The sequence below is a fragment of the Streptomyces sp. NPDC057638 genome, assembly GCF_042800315.1.
Classification (GTDB): domain Bacteria; phylum Actinomycetota; class Actinomycetes; order Streptomycetales; family Streptomycetaceae; genus Streptomyces.
Window position 1 is genome coordinate 1 of the sequence record NZ_JBHVHF010000194.1, and the last position, 15,601, is coordinate 15,601.

The window sequence follows — 15,601 nt, forward strand, 5'->3', positions numbered from 1 at the left end:
GACCGGCCCCGGGGAAGGCCCCGGGTGGGTCAGGTGCCGGGCAGGGCGTCCAGGCGGGCGGAGACGCGCTCGGCGTCGCGTCGGCTGATCGGGGTGTAGGTCTCCCGTGCCGCCCGGAGGAGGTCCCGGGCCGACTCCGGACGGCCGGTGTCCAGGTGGGTCAGGGCCAGGAGTTCCAGGCTCCGCGCGCGCCAGCGCGGTACCCGCAGCCCGGTGAACTCCTCCACCGCCAGTCGGCCCGCTTCGACGGCGGCCGGACGGTCCCCGGCGGCGGCATGGGCGCGGCCGAGCCAGGCCAGCGCCCGCCCGGCGTCCACCGGGTCCCCCGCTGCGAGCAGCGCGGTGCGGGCGGCCGAGAGCAGGCCGATCGCCTCTTGGGGCCGGTCCTGGTCGATGCGGACCTGGCCGAGTGCGGTGTCGGTGAGGGCCGCCGAACGGCGGTGTACGCGGGCTTCGTCGTCGTCGCCGTCCGCTTCCGCGCGGGCGGCGAGCGCCGTACGCAGCGTCCGCGCTTCCTCCAGCAGGGGGAGGGCGGCGTCGGGGGCGTCGGCGGCGACGTGGGTGGCGCCGAGGTCGTGGAGAGCCTGGGCTTCGGCGCGCTGGTCTCCCTCGGTACGGGCGAGCGCCAGGACGTCGCCGAAGCGGGCGAGCGCCGCCGTGTGGCTGCCGTCGCCCCTCAGTCCGATGCCCCAGGTGTTGAGGAGTTCCCGTTCGGCCGAGCGGTCGCCGCACGCCCGGGCTGCGGTGACGCCGAGGTCGTGGGTCTCGAACCAGACGGCGTAGTCGTGGGTGATGCGGAGGTGGGGCCACAGGGCGTGGACGAGCTGCCAACAGGTGGCGTGCAGACCTGCGGTGGCGGCGGTGCGGACGGCGGGCGCGAGGTTGTCGCGGTGCGCGGTGAGCCAGGCGGCGGCCTGCCCGGGGGTGGTGAAGGGCGCGGGCGTGGCGGGCGAGTGGGCGTAGGTGCGAGGCAGGCGCCGGTGGGTGGGGGTGAGGAGTCGTTCGGCGGCGGTGAGCCGGGCGAGGTACCAGTCCAGCGCGCGCCGTACGGGCTCATCCTGGTCGGTCTCGGTGGCGCGTGCGTGCCGGCGGGCGTGGTCCCGGGCGGCGGTGGGGAAGGTGAACACCGGGCCGCGGGCGGGGTGATCGCCGGTGTGCTGGAGAAGTCCGGCGGTGGCCAGGGTGGTGAGGTGCCGGTGGGCCTGGTCGGGGGTGAGAGAGCAGACGGCGGCGGTCAGGTCCGGGTCGGTGTCGCTCGTGAACAGCGCGCCAAGCAGCCGGTGGACGCGGGCGCCGGGCCGGGGCAGATTCTGGTAGGCGTGGTCCAGGAAGGCGTTCACAGCGGCTCCGAAGCGGTCGGTGGCGGCGGTGGCGGGCCGGTGGCGGGTGAGAGCGGCGGCGGTGTCGGCGACCGTGCGGTCGGGCCGGGCGACGAGAGCGGCACCGGCGATACCGAGGGCGAGCGGGAGTCCCGCGGTCATGCCGACGAGCGCCCGGACGGCGGCCGGTTCACCGTCGAGCCGCCCGGGGCCGGTGACCCGGGACAGGTAGGTGCGGGCGTCGGCGGGACCGAAGGGGGTGACCGGGTGGAGCAGGGCGCCGTCGCGCGCAAGATCGGCCGGTGCCTGGCGGCTGGTGGCCACGACGAGATGGCCGCGCCCTCCGGGCAGCAGGGCGCGGATCTGGTCGGCGTCGGCGGCGTGATCGAGGAGCAGCGCGATGGGCTGCCGGGCGGCGGTGGACGAGCGCCACCAGGCGGCCCGTTCACCGGTGTCGGCAGGCAGGGGGCCGGTGTGGAGGGAACGCAGGAGCCGGCCGAGGATTTCCCCGATGTCGGCGGGACGGCCGTCGGGCCCGTGGAGGCCGGCCTGGAGCTGCCCGCCGGGGAACTCGTCGGCGAGGTGTTCCAGGACGCGGTGCGCAAGCAGCGTCTTCCCGACCCCGGGGACGCCGTGGAGCACCACCGTCCGTACGGCCGGTCCCGGACCGCACGCCCAGGCCGCCAGGGCCCGCAGGTCGTCGGCGCGGTCCGTGAACGTGCCCGGGACCGGTGGGATCTGCCGCGGCACCGGCGGCGGGACGGGGGCGGCCGGGTGGAGGTGGAGACCGCCGTGGATCTGCCCGGCCTGCACCGCCGGACCGTGGACGGTCGCCCCGTCCATGACGTTGTCGGTCCGCACCGCCCGGGCCGTGTCGGCGCCGGCCGGGGCGAGGACCGCAGACGCCGCCGGGCCCCGGGCGGGTACGGGGGCGAGGGCGGACGGCTCTGGTGGGAGGGTCATGACCAGCGCCCCCACCACTGCTCCGGCATCCCGGTCTCCTGCTCCAGCGGTATCAGATCCGGGCTGGTCCAGATGCGATTGAACGTGTCCAGCCCGAGGCGGTCGATGGCGCCCTCCACGCCGTCGGCGGCCTGGTCCAGATGCCGGAGCTGCGCCCGGTGGGTGTCCTCGGTGACGACTTCGCGGTGGCGCGCGGACGCCCGTGGGCTGGTCGTGTCGGTGCGGACCGGGGCGCCGAGGATCTTGGCGGTGATCCGCTGGTCCATCGCGTACGCGTGGCCTTCCAGGAGCCAGTGGTAGTCGAGGTCCGTCGTTCCCCGCAGTGCGGGGAAGTGGGTGGATTGCGCGCGCCACACGGCTCCGCCGCTGGCCGCGTACTGGGCCAGATGGGTCACCTCGTGCGCGACGATCTTGTAGAGCATGGACAGGTCGTCGAGGCGGCCGCAGTGCCGGAGGGCTTCGGGGCAGATGACCACCTCCGGCCGGTCCGGGGCGTACTCGACGGCCTGCCCGCCGATCGCCACCCAGTGCGTCCGCAGGAACGCGACGCCGCCCAGGACGCTGGCCCTCGCCGAGCCCAGGTGCGGGCGGACGGCGCTCAGGCCGAGCTCGGTCATCTCCAGGGTGAGGCGCCGCTTCGTGCTGCGCTTGTGGTCCCGCAGCCACCTGCGGGGCGTGAGCGTCCGGATGACGACGGGGTCGGGAAGAGGGAGCTGGGTGACCGCCTCGACGACGGGGACGGTCTCCTCGGCGACGGCGCGCAGGCGTTCGCCGAAGTCGCGGTGGGCGCGGCCGGCGGTGAGTCGGATGTCGATCTGGGGCACGGGTTCCTTCTCGGCTTCTGGGCGTGGACGGAGGGGTGGTCGGGGCGGCTACGCGCCGACGGCGTACTGGAGCGGGGGGAAGGCTGCGGTGCGGTCGAGGAGGTCGGACACGGCGGTGGCGAGACAGGCGGTGTGCCAGACCCGCAGGTCCGCCGTGTCGGGGGGTTCGGCGGACAGGAGGTAGGCGGTTCGGAGAGCCAGTTCGCGGACGTCTTCCTTATCCCGGCGTCGGGACAGACTCCCGCCGCCGGTTCCGGCGAGGACGAGGAGGTGCTCTGCGGCATCTCGGAGGCCGGTGAGGCACTGGTGAAGGTCGGCGGGGCCGGGCCGTTTGCGGTAGTGCCACCACCGGCGCGCCGTCCGGACGAGTTCGTCGGCGGCCTCGGCGTCGAACGGCACGTCGGCGTCGCCGCGGTGGGCGGGTGGTGGCGCGGAGGGAAGACGGAGCCCGGTGACGACCTGGGCGCGCTGGCCGGGGTGGTGGATCACGGTCTGTTCGGCGGAGAGGATCAGCAGCGCGGCGGTCACGACGGGAGGGCGGACGGCCAGGGCGCGGGCCAGGCTCTGGATGTAGGGGAGGGGCGTTCCGGGCGGGTAGACCCCGGCGGTGATCAGGTCGCGCAGCAGGCCGGCGGCGTGCCGGGGCAGGGCGTCGGGGGTGAGGGCGTCCGGGTCGGGAACCTGGTACCCGGATCCGCGGCGGGCGACGACGTTCTCAGCGAGGAGATCGGCGATCACGAGCTGGGCGCGCGGGCTCGTGGTGCCGAGGGTAGCGGCGACGCCGGACAGCGGGAGCAGGGCCCCGGGCGGGTAATGCCCGGTGGTGATCAGGCCGCGCAGCCGGTCGGCGAGGGCGGCGACGGAGGAGTTCGGCGGGGTGGACTCGGCGATGGCGCGCAGGAGTTCACGCAGCCCGGCCAAGTGGACGAAGAGGTGGGTCAGCTTCTGTTCGCCGCGTGCGACGGAGGGGTTCTCGGCGGCGCGGATCAGGTCGTTCCAGCGGGCGGTGTCGGCCGGGGAGCGGGCCGCGTCCTCGCGGCACCGGCGGGCGGCGGGCAGCCACTCCCGGGTGAGCCGGCGGACCTCGTCGAGCTCCCGGCACGCTCCGGCGATGGAACCGGCGGCGAGCGGGCCTCCGAACCGGTGCAGGCGCTGCAGGACCTGGGCGGGATCGGCGGGTGCGGAAGGGGCTGCGGGAATGGCGGTCATGGCCGGGAGCGTCTCCGGGGTCATGGGCGGGCCCAGGCGAGGGCGAGGCGAAGGGCGTCGTCGGGGGTGGGCGCGGTGGTGAGGCCGGGGTGGCCCAGCAGCGGGAAGCCGGTGTCGGCGCCGGTGACGACGACGGGCATGCCGCTGGAGAGCGCGCCCGCGGTCTCGCTGGTGGTCAGACCGGGATCGGCCGGGTCGTGGAGGACGATCAGGAGACGGGAGCGGGCGATGTCGCCCGCGCGGAGCCGCAGCAGCGACTGCGCGGCGGCCGGGCCCGCGTCGAACTGGGCGACGACGCTGGTGGTGGGGGTGTGCTCCAGCCAGGTGGCGGTGGAGTGGAGCGGGTCGGGTAGACCGCGGGCGTACCGGGTGGCGCGGCGGTGGTGCCGGGGGGCGGCGGACACGTGCACGGGGGCCGCGCCGTGCGGGACGGCGGGCCGGGCCGGGGTGTGGCGGTGCCACGGCCCGGCCGAGGGACGGGCATCGGGGTCGGGCGGGAAAACGGCCTGCCGGCGGGGGCCTTCGGTCGCCCAGCCGGGCCCGCAGGGCAGGAGCGGGCCGCGCCCCGGCTGAAGGTCGTCGGCGAGCGTGGGGAGGCCGATCGCTGTGCGGTGGTGGTCGGCCCGGTCCATGTCGTGGTCGGCGAGGTGATACAGGAACCGGACACGGCGGGGGCCGCGCAGGGCGAAGGTCCCGTACTTCTGCGGCTCCCCGCTCTCCACGAGGGTGCGGTCCGTCAGCAGCGCCAGGTGCCGCGGATCGGCCCGGCCCTCGGTGACGGCCCGGGCGACGAGGGGGAGCAGCAGGGCGCGTTCGCCGTTGCGGACGTCGGCGTGCTGGAGGAGGAGCCACGCGGCGTGGGCGGCGCGGGGCCCGTAGCGGCGGGCATCCGGCCAGCCGTACCGGCCGATCGCGTCGAACGCCGCGGCGACGGCGTCCCGCAGGTGGTCGAGGTACTGGCCCACCTCGTCCGCGCAGGGTTGCAGGAAGTGCGGTACGGGGGTGGTCATGCCGGCCAGGGGCCGGGGGCCGTGGGGGTAGTCGAGGTACCGGCTCAACTGCGCGGCGGCGTCCGCCGAGAGCACGGCGGTGAGGGCCTGGGCGAGCAGGTCCTGTTCGTCCTGGGCGAGCAGGACGAGGTCGTCCCACCGCTCCGCCGGGGCGCGGCGCACCGGTGCGGCCGAGGCGCCGGGATCGGCGGCGGTGGTCTGGAGGATGTCGCGGGCGCGGGCGAGGTTGAGCCGGCCGAGGCCGTCGTCGGGCAGGGCGGTGACGCGGGCCAGGGCGTGGGGGGTGAGGCGGTCGGGCAGATGCGTACGGGCGTGGGCGGCGACCCGTGCGAGTCCGGTCTCCGGGTCGGTGTCCGGGGTGAGGACGACCAGGGCTGCGGGGAGCCGTCCCCGGGCGGGGTGCTCCAGGGTCACGACGGCGGTGTGGGTGACGTGCGGATGGGACAGCAGGATCGCGGCGATCCGCCCGGCGGAGGCGACGTCGGTGGCGTCGAGGACCGCCTCACCGACCGGGCGGGGCAGGCCCAGGAGCACTTCGAAGGGGGAGTGCAGGCGCGCCGGGTCGCCGCACAGCGGCGGGGCTCCGCCCGGGCCCGGCCGCAGACGGCCGCCGGGGATCGGGCCGTTCGCCCCGACGCCCTGGGCATGGGGGCGGGGAGCCGTGAGGGTCCCGTCCTCGGCGAGGATCGCGGGCCGGCCGCCGGGGGTGAGGACCTGGCCGGGGTGCCGGAAGGGGAAGAACCCGCTCGGCGGCACGTCCCCGCCGTCGCCCGCCGCGCTCTCGGCGAGGAGATGGTGCTCCGCAGTCTCGTACCGGTCGAGCACCGTCCGGCCCGGCAGCATGCCGAGGAGGGTCTCCTTGGTCCGCGCCGGGCACAGGGCCCCGGAGGTGATCAGCGTCTTCAGGGCGGACAGCCCCTGGGGTCCGCGGGCGGCGAGCGCGGACGCCATCGCGGTGGCCCGGTCCCCGGTCATCTCCACGGCAGTGGCGCCGTTTTGGGCAGCCACATCCCACAGCCCGCTGGCGGTCGTCTCCCCTGGGGGCGGGAAGATCAGCGTGCCGCCGGCCGCGAGGACTTCCAGGGCGCGGGCCTGCCCCCACACCGTGCGCAGGCCGCTGGTGAGCAGCAGCCGCACCCGCGCCTCCGCCCGGGTGCGGGGCCGCCAGGGCGAGCGGCCGAGGAGCGCCCGGGTGAACTCGCCCCGGTCCCACCGGTACACGGTGCCGCCGCGGCTGACGCGGTACATCACCCCGGCGGCCTGCGGCCGGGGGCCCGGGACGACGTCCTGCGGTCGTGTTCCGGCGGGCCAGGGCGCGGCCCACGGCGGCGCGACGGCGGTGGTGGACAGCCACAGCCGCACCCCCGGCAGGGCAGGGGCGGACGGTTCGCCGGCGAGGTGGTCGGCGACCACGGCTGCCGGGGCGAGGCCGTCCAGGTGCGCGGGCCACCCCTCCGCCACCACCTCCGGGGAGGCGTCCACCGGGGCTGCCCCCGCGGCCAGCGTGCCCAGCAGAGCGAGCAGGTACGCCGGGCCGGAGGCGGTGGCGAGGGCGACCGTGTGCCCGCTCCCGATACCGGCCGTACGCAGGAGTTCCGCGATCCGCTGGACGGTGGCCGTGGCGGCGGCCCAGGTGAGGGGCGTCCGGCCGTCCTCGACCATGGCCCGGACGGTGCCCTGGCGGTGGCCGTGGCCGTGGACGATCGCCGTCAGGCCGGGCCGGGACTCGGTACGCGCCCGGGCGGTACCCGGTGGTGAGGGGAAGGCTGGAGAGTTCGTCACGAGGGGGCTTCCTGATGCGAAGAGGGGCGCGCGGGTGCCGGTGCCCGGCGGCACGGGGTGGGCGCCGGTGGCCGGGGTCACGCCGCGAGGGCGACCGTGGTGTCGGCGGGCGGCGGCAGGAGCTGGACGGTGAGCAGCGTCGGCCTGTGGTCGGCGAGGGTGTCCAGCTCGACGCCGGTGAGGGTGCGGTAGTCCACGACCTTGATCCGGTCCCCGGCGACGAAGCCTTGGTCGATCCTCATCGGGACGTTCTCGTTCTCGTACCAGTAGCCGGTCGTCGGGGCCCGGAGCTCGGCGACCTCCGCCTGCGGGTCGCGCCATCCGGCGCGGAGCAGGAGGTCACGGGCGTCCCGGTCGTAGCCGAGGATGTTCCCGTCCTCGTCGACCTTGCAGTACCGGTGGATGAGGTTGGCCGGGATCGCATCCCAGCTGGGCGGCTCCTTGTCGCTGTGGTCGGCGCTGTTCATGTCGCCGACGAGGACCCGGCGTGTGGGCCAGTCGCCGAAATCCGCGCCGTAGTCCGCGAGGTGCCGGGTCTCGGCGAGCCGGGCCTCGCCGCCGGCGTAGGAGAGGTGGGTGCCGAAGAAGGTGAGCGGCACGCCGTCGATCGTCAGCCACGCGCGCTGGCAGCCGTGGTGGAAGACGCCGTCGGCGAGAAGGCCGCTGCGGTCGTCCACCTGGACGCGGGTGGTGTCGTAGTAGAGGACGGAGTGGTTCACGCCGTCGCCGACCCGGGAGGTGACGGGCTCCAGGTGTCCCATGCCGGTGGCCCCGGAGAGTTCGGCGAACCGGCGGCCGGCGCCGCGGTGCCAGCCGGTGGCCTCCGTGATCCACAGCAGAGTCGGCGCCCACTGGGCCAGCAGCTCGATCTGGCGGAGGCGCCGGCTCTCATCGGCTCCGGTGATCCCGCCGGTGAGGAGATTCCAGGTGATGATCTTGACGGGGTTCGGGGAGGTGTCGCCGTCCTGGTTGCCGGGCTCCGGCGCGGGCCCGGGGGTGACGGAGTTCAGGTCGGACACGGGTACTCCTTCGTCGGGGCGGCGCCCTCGGTGCCGGAGGGTGCGGGCAGCGGCGGAAGACCGGGCACCGTGCGGGCGTCCGCCCACACGGCGCCCGGTCCCGCGGTGGTGAGGGCGGGGTGGGGGATTGCGCACAGCACGAGCAGCGGACGGCCGGGCCGGTCACCGGCCACCCGGCCGGTGACCACGGCGTGCGGGGTGTGCTGTTCGACGGCCCGCAGCGCGGCGGCGTCCGCGCTCTCCCCGGCGGTGGTCGTGGTGACGGGGAGCCCCGGCTTCCCGCCTGGGCCGGGCACGAGCAGAATCCGGCCCCGGTGGTGGACGGCGGCGGCGACGGGCCGCCCGGCCGGGGAGGGGGTGAAGGGCGGGCACGGGCAGTCGGTCCAGGTCCGGCACGGTCCGGCGGTGTGCCGGGCGGCGGCGTGCCTCACCGCGGCCAGGGCGTCCGCCCCGGTCACCGTCACGTCCAGGACCGCGGCCATCGCGCGGTCGAGCGCGTCGGCCCGCGCCTCGTACACGGGGCCGGGGTCCTCGCGGACGTAGAGGGTGTGCCCGCCGGGCAGGGCGATCCGGGAGCAGAGTGCGCCCCAGCCGTGCGCGAGGTTCCACCCCGGTACGGCCCGTTGGGACAGGATCCGCAGGTCCAGCCCGGCCTCAGCCCGATCTGCGAGCTCGCTGAGGCGGCGGGCCGTGTCCCGGGAGCAGTCGGGGCTGCTGGTCAGGAGCCGGTCCAGGAGCACCAGCGTCATCGGCCCGGCCGGCCACGGGCGCGGCGGCCCGCCCCGGTGGCGGGCGGCGGGCGGGTCCCACGCCCACTGCCCGGGCCAGGCAGGGCCGACCGCGAACGCCTCCACATGCACCGCCGCGGCCTCGACGGCCGCCAGACGCTCCCCGGCTCCCTCGCGGTCGTCCGGGAACACCGGACCCCGGTCGAGGAACGGCGGGAACCGCAGCGGGCGCTGTCCTTCTCCGCCGTCCCCGCCCGCCCGGCGCCAGGTGTCGAGCACGAGCCGCGCCGGCGGACGGACCGGCTGACGGCCGTGCAGCAAGGTCACCGGGGAACGCGTCACCGGTCACCGCCCGTCGGACAGACCTGGCGGAGCGCGGCAACCCCGGGCTCTAGGGGGCGGAGGGGCCGGGCTGCTGTCCGGCGGCCGGCGGGCACGACGTCGGGGAACCGTTCCCGGTGCCGAGGCCGTGGGAGCGCAGCCGGGCCCGGAGGTTGTGGTGCGCGCGGCGGTCGCCTTCGGACAGGGACGGGGAGAACGTCGTCCGTATCTTGCAGCGGGGGCACACCAGCGCGAGGTGATTCGAGCGCGTCGCCCCCAGGGAGAAGCCCTCCTGCACCGCGTCCCGGGTGAGTCGGCGCAGGGGCTTGCTCCGGATGCGGGCCAGGTGCGGGCGGTTCATGGGCGCGGCGGTCTCCGGTCTGCGGCGGCCGGTGCCGCGTGCGGCGGGCGGGGGCGGTGGGGGTCACCGTGTTCCCTTCCGGCCTGCCGGGAGAGCGAGTGCGGCCAGGATCAGGCCGGCGTGGCTGAACGCCTGCGGGAAGTTCCCCACCTGCCGCTTCAAGTGGGGGTCCCACTCCTCGGCGAGGAGTCCGAGGTCGCTGCGGAGCGCGAGGAGGCGGCCGAACAGCTCGGCCGCCTCGTCGGCGCGGCCGATGAGGGTGAGGGCTTCGGCCAGCCAGAACGAGCACAGCAGGAAGGCGCCCTCGTCGCCCGCGAGCCCGTCCACCCCGGTGTCGCTGCCGGCGGTGCGGTAGCGCAGGAGGAACCCGTCCGGGGTGGACAGCTCCCGCTGGATCGCCTCGACGGTTCCGATGACCCGCTTGTCGTCCGGCGGGAGGAAACCCGTCTGGGTGACGAGCAGGACGGAGGCGTCCAGCTCGCGGGAGCCGTAGGACTGGGTGAAGGTGTTGCGGTCGGGGTCGTAGCCCTTCGCGCACACTTCCTCGTGGATCTCGTCGCGGATCACGCGCCACTGCTCCGCCGGGCCGTCGACCGCCCCGGACTCGATCAGGTCCACGGCCCGGTCGATCGCGGCCCAGGCCAGAATCTTGGAGTGGACGAAGTGGCGGCGCGGCCCGCGGACTTCCCAGATTCCCTCGTCGGGCTCCCGCCACAGCACCGCGGCCTGCTGGGCGAGGTCGAGCTGGAGGGCGTTGAGGTTGTCGTCCGGCTCCAGCCCCCACGCGCGGGCCTGGTGCAGGAGGTCGCAGACCTCGCCGAACACGTCGGTCTGGAGCTGGTGCGCGGCGCCGTTCCCGATGCGGACCGGGGCGGAGTTCTCGTATCCGGGCAGGTGGTTCAGCACCCGCTCGGGCAGTTCCTTCTCCCCGCCGACGCCGTACATGATCTGGAGCCGCTCGACGTCCGGGCCCACGGCGTCCAGCAGCCAGCCGGTCCAGCCGCTGATCTCGTCGCGGTAGCCGGCCGCGCCGAGCGCGGACAGGGTCAGGGCCGCGTCCCTGAGCCAGGTGTAGCGGTAGTCCCAGTTCCGGGCGCCGCCGATCTCCTCCGGGAGGGAGGTGGTCGGCGCGGCGACGACGGCGCCGGTGGGCGCGTACGTGAGGGCCTTGAGAGTGATCAGGGACCTGATCACCGCGTCGCGGTGCGGCCCCTCGTAGGTGCACTGGGTGATCCAGTCCCGCCAGAACGCCTCGGTGATCGGCAGGGCCCGCTCGGGCCGGGGCAGCGGCGGGGGCTCCTCGCCGGGGGCCCAGGTCAGGGTGAGGGCCAGCCGCTGCCCGGCCCGGATGGTGAAGTCCGAGATGATCCGGCCCTCTTCGTCCTCGACGGCGACGGGCTCGGAGTCGAACCACAGGGTGTCGGGCTCCACGACGATGGAGTGCCGGCCTTCCGGCAGGGCGGATATGTGCGGGATGGTCTGCCCGTAGAAGGGGCGGAGCGTGAGGGTGGAGGCCATCGGAACCCAGCCCGTGACGCCCTCGACGATGCGGATCAGCTGGGGGGCGCCGCCGTGGCGCGGGGGCATGAAGTCCAGGACGCGGGCGGTGCCGTGGGGGGTGTCCCACTCGGATTCCAGGACCAGGGTGTCGCGCCGGTAGCGCCACCGGGTGGCGGGGCCCGTCGCCCCGGCCGGGGCAAGGCGCCAGGTTCCGTGGTCGTCGGCGCCCAGGAGCCCGGTGAGGACGGAGGGCGAGTCGATGCGGGGCAGGCACAGCCAGTCGACGGTGCCGTGACGGTCCACGAGTGCAGCAGTTTGCAGATCGCCGATCAGGGCGTGGTCCTCGATACGAGACATGGTGAAGGGCTTTCCTCACGAATACGGACGGAACAGAAGGAGCGGAAGGGCCGGGCCCGGGCGGTGCCGGGCGCGGGCACGGGCACGGGAGGGGTCAGGGCTGGAGGGCGAACTGCATCCGGGTGGTGCGGACTCCTCCGGCGCCCAGTTCGAAGTGCCACTTCAGAGCCCCTCTGACGTGGTCCCCGGGGCATACGGTCACCGGCCGCGTGGTGCGCCCGGTGACGTCGGCGTGGACGACGCCCACCCCGGTCCGCAGGGTCACGGAGACGGCCTGCGCCGGGGAGGAGCGGTGGCTGACGGCCTCGCCGACCTCCTCCTCCACGGCCTCCACCAGCCCGGCGGCCGGGCGCCGGGCGCCCCAGAGAAGGAAGGTGCGGGCCGCCCGCAGCACGGCCGGCACATGGACCGGGTCGGCGGGGAAGCTGAGGTGGCACAGGCTCCCGGAACCGTCGCGGCGGACAGGGGCCGCGGCCTGCCCCGGGGCTCGCTGACCGGCTCCTTCCACCACCACCGCGCCCGAGCTCAGGACCCGCAGTACCCGCCGGTAGCGCGGGAGTTCGTCGACGTCGTCGACCGAGGGGAGGACCAGCGCCCCGCCGTCCAGCAGCGGCTGAAGGCTTTGCCAGCCCGGCCGCGCGGACAGCGCGATGGTGCTGTCGGTGTCCGCCGCCGCGCCCAGGACCCGGCATCCGGTCCGGGTGGCCTGCTGGACGAGGCCGGGCAGCGCGGCCAGGCCCTGCCCGCCTCCGCCGCACGCGTAGACGAGGACCGGCATCTTGCGGGTGCTCACAGCCGCCCTCCGGTGCCGGACTCGACGGTGAGAGAGGAGTACCGGCCGGCCACGGCCTCCAGGAAGCCGTCCAGGGTGCCGGGCAGGGAACGCTGGTGCCCGACGACCAGGCGCAGCAGCGGCAGGACGTTGTCGCCGCAGGGGACGGTGACCCGGTGGACGCCCTGCTCCCCGTCGCCGGTCCCGCTGACGGTGAGCTGGTGCGCCCCGCCGGGGAGGTGGGTGAGGGCGAGGCGGCCGGAGCCGGTGAACTCCAGCACCTCCCCGCCGGTGGTCCGCTTGTCGGCCCGTGTCCATCCGGCCGCGGCGAGGACGGCACGGACCGCCGTGATGAGGGGGTCCTGGGCGGGCTCGGAGTGGACGCCCGGGCAGGCGGGGCGCGGGCCGGGCCGCGGCGGTCTGCGGGGGGTGACGCGCCGGGGGCCGTCGGCGAGGTGGGCGGCGAGCGCGCGGATCTGGTCCGGCGCCGCGTCTCCGAGGGTGATCCCGGGGTCCCGGGAGTCGCGGCAGGTGCCGCACACGGGGTCGGCGGCCGTGGTGATGGCGGGCGGGACGGTCTCCCGCAGCCGGTCGCGCAGCAGGGCGGCGAGGTCGTGGAGGTACTGCCAGCTGGACGGGCGGAACGGGGCGTGGGGGCGCGTGCCGAGCAGGCGCAGGACCAGCAGGGCCTGTTGTGCGGTCAGGTCGCCGATGGTGACCCGGCCGCCGGCGGCCCTCGGCCGGACATCGTCCATCGGGCACCCGTTGACCAGGCCGAGCCGCAGCACAGTGGCGCGGAGTTCGTCGGCGGCCTGGTGGGCCTCGGGCATCTCCCGCCACACCAGGCCGGCCAGGGCCCGGGCGTCGGCGGGCGTGGGCAGCGCGATCCGCGCGGTGTCGGGCAGCCGCTCGCAGACCGTGACCCGGGCCGTGACCCGCTCACCCGCCAGGGCGGCTTGAAGGAACGCGGCGCCCCGCTCGGTGAACTCCGCCTGCGGGTCGACGCGGACCCCGGCGAGGACGTAGGGGGTGCCGGTGGAGCAGACGAACGCGTACGCCTCACCGCCGGGCGCCGTGACCTCGGCGGGGGCGAGCTGACGGGCGGTCAGCGCCTGCCGGAGAACCAGCACGGCGCTCTCGTCGGTGGCGGACGGCGGGGATAACGACAGGGACATGAGGCGGGGTCCTGGGTATCGGGCCGGGTCAGCGGCGGTACTGCGGGACGGAGGGGGCCAAGAGGCCGGTGGCGTGGCCGATGCGTATGAGCTCGCCGGAGGTGCGGGCCCCGGCGCGGTGCCGCAGCCGCTGTATCGCGCGGTGCACGGCCGCGTGCGGCAGGCCGGCGGCGCGGGCGACGCCCGCGGAGGTGGGCTCGGTGGCGAGGGCGTGCCACAGCCGGATCTCGTCCGCGCCGATCCCGGCGGGCACGGGCTCGGCCGCGGGCGGGGCCAGCGTCCGGCTGCTGTAGGCGGTGTGGAGGGCAGAAGGGATGCCGGCGCCGGTACGGACACCGGTCCGCGCGAGCAGGGGCGCCAGGTCGCCGACCTTCAGGCCGAGGGCGTGGGCCGCTTCGGTGGTGGTCGCCCCGGCGGCCAGCGCCGCCAAGACCTCCGCCAACCCTGGTGGCCGTTTCCGGACCGGGGGGTTCGCGGCCTTGGCCCTGCGGCGGACAAGGCGGGCGTCGGGGTTGATGTCGCTGTTGGGCAGCAGGTTGACCTGCCGGGTCATGCGCGGGCCCCCGTCCTGGAAGCCGGGCCGGCGGGCAGCAGCAGACGCCGGGTCGCCGCCTCCACGGCGCCGGCGAGGTGCCCGGCCCGCTCGGGTGTCGCCTCGCCCAGCACGATGCGCGGCTCGCAACAGTCCTCGCCGCCCGGTTCCGCCTCGACGCGGACCGGCGGCCCGTCGGGCAGGACGGCGACCAGGGCGGAGGCGAGCCAGGTGGTCAGGACCGGCGCATGCCGCCAGGTGTGCTCGGGAAGACCGGCCGTCCGGCCGCCGAGCAGTTGGTAGAGCAGGCGGGCCTCCGGCAGGCTCACCGCGCCGATGGTGACCATGCCGAGTACGGCGTCCGGGGCAGCGGTGGTGATCCCGGCCGAGTGGAGCGCCGCCCTGAGCCGCCCGGCGGCCCGCTGGTCGTCCGTCAGCTCCCGCTCGACGAGCTGCGCGAACGCGCGGGCGTCGCCGGGTGTGGCGAACACGATCCTCGGCGCCGGGTCCGGGAGGCGGACCACGGTGACCTGGGCGGTGACGCCGCGGGCGTGCAGGGCCTGTTCCAGGACGCCCACCGTGGTGACCTCGTGCCCGGTCAGCGGTACGGCCGGGACTCCGGCGAGGGTGGTGGGGTACCGGTCCGGGATCGCCACGGCGACGGTGGACCCGGTGGCCAGGAGCGGGGACAGGCCGCGCTGGCGCAGTGTGCGGGCGACGAGCGCACCGGCCGCCTCCACGACACGCGCGTCGAACCGGACCGGGGCCGGGGGCCGCCGTCGTGGGCGGAGCAGATCCATGCTCGTCTTCTCTTCCTGATGCGGTGGGGCAGGGCGCGGGGTCAGCGGGAGTGACCCGGCCCGGCGGGCCCGGCGGCGGCGGTGTCGGCGTGGAGGATGCGGAAGGCGTGGCCGAGATGCACCAGATGGGGGTGGGTCTTCGCCCCGCACTTCTCCATGAGGGTCTTGATCCGGCCCGAGATCGTGCTCGGCGCGAGCCCGGCGGCCCGGGCGACCTGGGGCATGAGCGGGTGAACGGCGAGCGCCTCGATCAGCCGGCGGTCCTCGTCGGTGAGGGCGGCGGGCTCGTCCAGCGGCTCCGGGAGGGGCAGCTGTCCGGTGGTGTAGGCGGCGTGGACCCGGGTCGGCGCGGACTGCGCGTAGAGCTTGTCGCCCGCGGTCCGCATGTGCGCGTGGACGGTGACCGGCCGGATGCCCAGCTCGGCGGCGGCCTCCTTGGCGGTGAAGCCGGCGGCGATCTTGGCCAGGACACCGGCCTCCGACGCGGTCAGCGGGGTGAGGGGCGCGGCGGCGGAGGGAGGAGGCGAAGTAGCCATCAGAGCTTCCGTTGAGTTGGAGAGCGGACGGGGGGTCACCAGGAGGTCTCCGACCGGACCAGGTACAGGGCGGCCCGCTGGTCCGCGCACCAGTGCAGGACGTCCGCGTACCAGGGGCCGATGGCGGTGACGTGGGCGCGGGAGACGGTGACGATGCCGTGGGCGTGCCCGTCGGCGACCGCGCGAAGGGCGCGGGACCAGCCGGGGCGGCTGCGCGGGTCGGTGTCGCCGGTGGTGTCGAGGATCCGCGGGCCGACCGGCCACCGGTTGAGGTCGGCATATCCCTGGGCCGCGGCGAACACCTGCGCGCAGTCGGGACGTTCCGGGCCTTCGGTGTGCGGGTCTCGGTGGTCGCGCGGGGCGGCGAGGGCATAGAGCACGACGGGCAGCACC

The 15,601-nt window shown here is 75.8% G+C and carries 13 protein-coding genes and 1 pseudogene; all 14 read right to left on the reverse strand.

The annotated features are described in order from the left end of the window. Positions 1 to 29 precede the first annotated feature (29 nt). Positions 30 to 2,282, reverse strand: a complete 2,253-nt coding sequence (locus ACFVIM_RS23590; protein WP_384304597.1) for a tetratricopeptide repeat protein — start codon at positions 2,280 to 2,282, stop codon at positions 30 to 32. After that, on the reverse strand, positions 2,279 to 3,106 hold the full coding sequence (locus ACFVIM_RS23595; protein ID WP_384304599.1) for a zinc-dependent metalloprotease: 828 nt from the start codon (positions 3,104 to 3,106) through the stop codon (positions 2,279 to 2,281). Before ACFVIM_RS23595 ends, ACFVIM_RS23590 begins: the two co-directional genes overlap by 4 nt. Before the next feature lie 48 nt (positions 3,107 to 3,154). Further along, on the reverse strand, positions 3,155 to 4,315 hold the full coding sequence (locus ACFVIM_RS23600) for a GntR family transcriptional regulator (protein WP_384304601.1): 1,161 nt from the start codon (positions 4,313 to 4,315) through the stop codon (positions 3,155 to 3,157). A gap of 20 nt (positions 4,316 to 4,335) precedes the next feature. Beyond that, positions 4,336 to 7,107 carry an AMP-binding protein gene (locus tag ACFVIM_RS23605; protein WP_384304604.1) on the reverse strand — a complete coding sequence of 924 codons (2,772 nt, stop codon included), beginning with the start codon at positions 7,105 to 7,107 and terminating at the stop codon, positions 4,336 to 4,338. 77 nt (positions 7,108 to 7,184) lie between these two features. Further along, positions 7,185 to 8,126: a hypothetical protein gene (locus ACFVIM_RS23610; protein WP_384304607.1), complete on the reverse strand. Its 942-nt coding sequence runs from the start codon at positions 8,124 to 8,126 to the stop codon at positions 7,185 to 7,187. Continuing rightward, complete coding sequence (locus ACFVIM_RS23615; RefSeq protein ID WP_384304611.1) at positions 8,114 to 9,181, reverse strand: hypothetical protein; 1,068 nt, start codon at positions 9,179 to 9,181, stop codon at positions 8,114 to 8,116. The genes ACFVIM_RS23610 and ACFVIM_RS23615 overlap by 13 nt, the downstream gene beginning before the upstream one ends. Positions 9,182 to 9,245: 64 nt before the next feature. Further along, positions 9,246 to 9,536 carry a hypothetical protein gene (locus ACFVIM_RS23620; protein WP_384304614.1) on the reverse strand — a complete coding sequence of 97 codons (291 nt, stop codon included), beginning with the start codon at positions 9,534 to 9,536 and terminating at the stop codon, positions 9,246 to 9,248. A gap of 63 nt (positions 9,537 to 9,599) precedes the next feature. Continuing rightward, positions 9,600 to 11,393 (reverse strand): glycoside hydrolase family 15 protein, encoded by a 1,794-nt coding sequence (locus ACFVIM_RS23625; RefSeq protein ID WP_384304617.1) that lies wholly within the window; start codon positions 11,391 to 11,393, stop codon positions 9,600 to 9,602. A gap of 94 nt (positions 11,394 to 11,487) precedes the next feature. After that, positions 11,488 to 12,186, reverse strand: coding sequence for a hypothetical protein (locus ACFVIM_RS23630; protein ID WP_384304620.1), 699 nt, complete (start codon positions 12,184 to 12,186; stop codon positions 11,488 to 11,490). After that, on the reverse strand, positions 12,183 to 13,340 hold the full coding sequence (locus ACFVIM_RS23635) for a hypothetical protein (RefSeq protein WP_384304623.1): 1,158 nt from the start codon (positions 13,338 to 13,340) through the stop codon (positions 12,183 to 12,185). The genes ACFVIM_RS23630 and ACFVIM_RS23635 overlap by 4 nt, the downstream gene beginning before the upstream one ends. A 28-nt stretch (positions 13,341 to 13,368) precedes the next feature. Beyond that, positions 13,369 to 13,893: a hypothetical protein gene (locus ACFVIM_RS23640; RefSeq protein WP_384304625.1), complete on the reverse strand. Its 525-nt coding sequence runs from the start codon at positions 13,891 to 13,893 to the stop codon at positions 13,369 to 13,371. Continuing rightward, positions 13,890 to 14,672, reverse strand: coding sequence for a hypothetical protein (locus tag ACFVIM_RS23645; protein WP_384304628.1), 783 nt, complete (start codon positions 14,670 to 14,672; stop codon positions 13,890 to 13,892). Before ACFVIM_RS23645 ends, ACFVIM_RS23640 begins: the two co-directional genes overlap by 4 nt. 41 nt (positions 14,673 to 14,713) lie before the next feature. Continuing rightward, a complete protein-coding gene (locus ACFVIM_RS23650) occupies positions 14,714 to 15,208 on the reverse strand; it encodes a LuxR C-terminal-related transcriptional regulator (protein ID WP_384304630.1) in 495 nt (164 codons plus the stop codon). 35 nt (positions 15,209 to 15,243) lie between these two features. Next, a pseudogene (locus ACFVIM_RS23655) lies at positions 15,244 to 15,601 on the reverse strand (hypothetical protein); the annotation flags it as partial.

Excerpts from the sequence above, each read along its gene's own strand:
- ACFVIM_RS23590 (WP_384304597.1), bottom strand. The coding sequence starts at position 2,282 with ATGACCCTCCCACCAGAGCCGTCCGCCCTCGCCCCCGTACCCGCCCGG.
- ACFVIM_RS23600 (WP_384304601.1), bottom strand. The coding sequence starts at position 4,315 with ATGACCGCCATTCCCGCAGCCCCTTCCGCACCCGCCGATCCCGCCCAG.
- ACFVIM_RS23620 (WP_384304614.1), bottom strand. The coding sequence starts at position 9,536 with ATGAACCGCCCGCACCTGGCCCGCATCCGGAGCAAGCCCCTGCGCCGA.
- ACFVIM_RS23625 (WP_384304617.1), bottom strand. The coding sequence starts at position 11,393 with ATGTCTCGTATCGAGGACCACGCCCTGATCGGCGATCTGCAAACTGCT.
- ACFVIM_RS23635 (WP_384304623.1), bottom strand. The coding sequence starts at position 13,340 with ATGTCCCTGTCGTTATCCCCGCCGTCCGCCACCGACGAGAGCGCCGTG.
- ACFVIM_RS23640 (WP_384304625.1), bottom strand. The coding sequence starts at position 13,893 with ATGACCCGGCAGGTCAACCTGCTGCCCAACAGCGACATCAACCCCGAC.
- ACFVIM_RS23645 (WP_384304628.1), bottom strand. The coding sequence starts at position 14,672 with ATGGATCTGCTCCGCCCACGACGGCGGCCCCCGGCCCCGGTCCGGTTC.
- ACFVIM_RS23650 (WP_384304630.1), bottom strand. The coding sequence starts at position 15,208 with ATGGCTACTTCGCCTCCTCCCTCCGCCGCCGCGCCCCTCACCCCGCTG.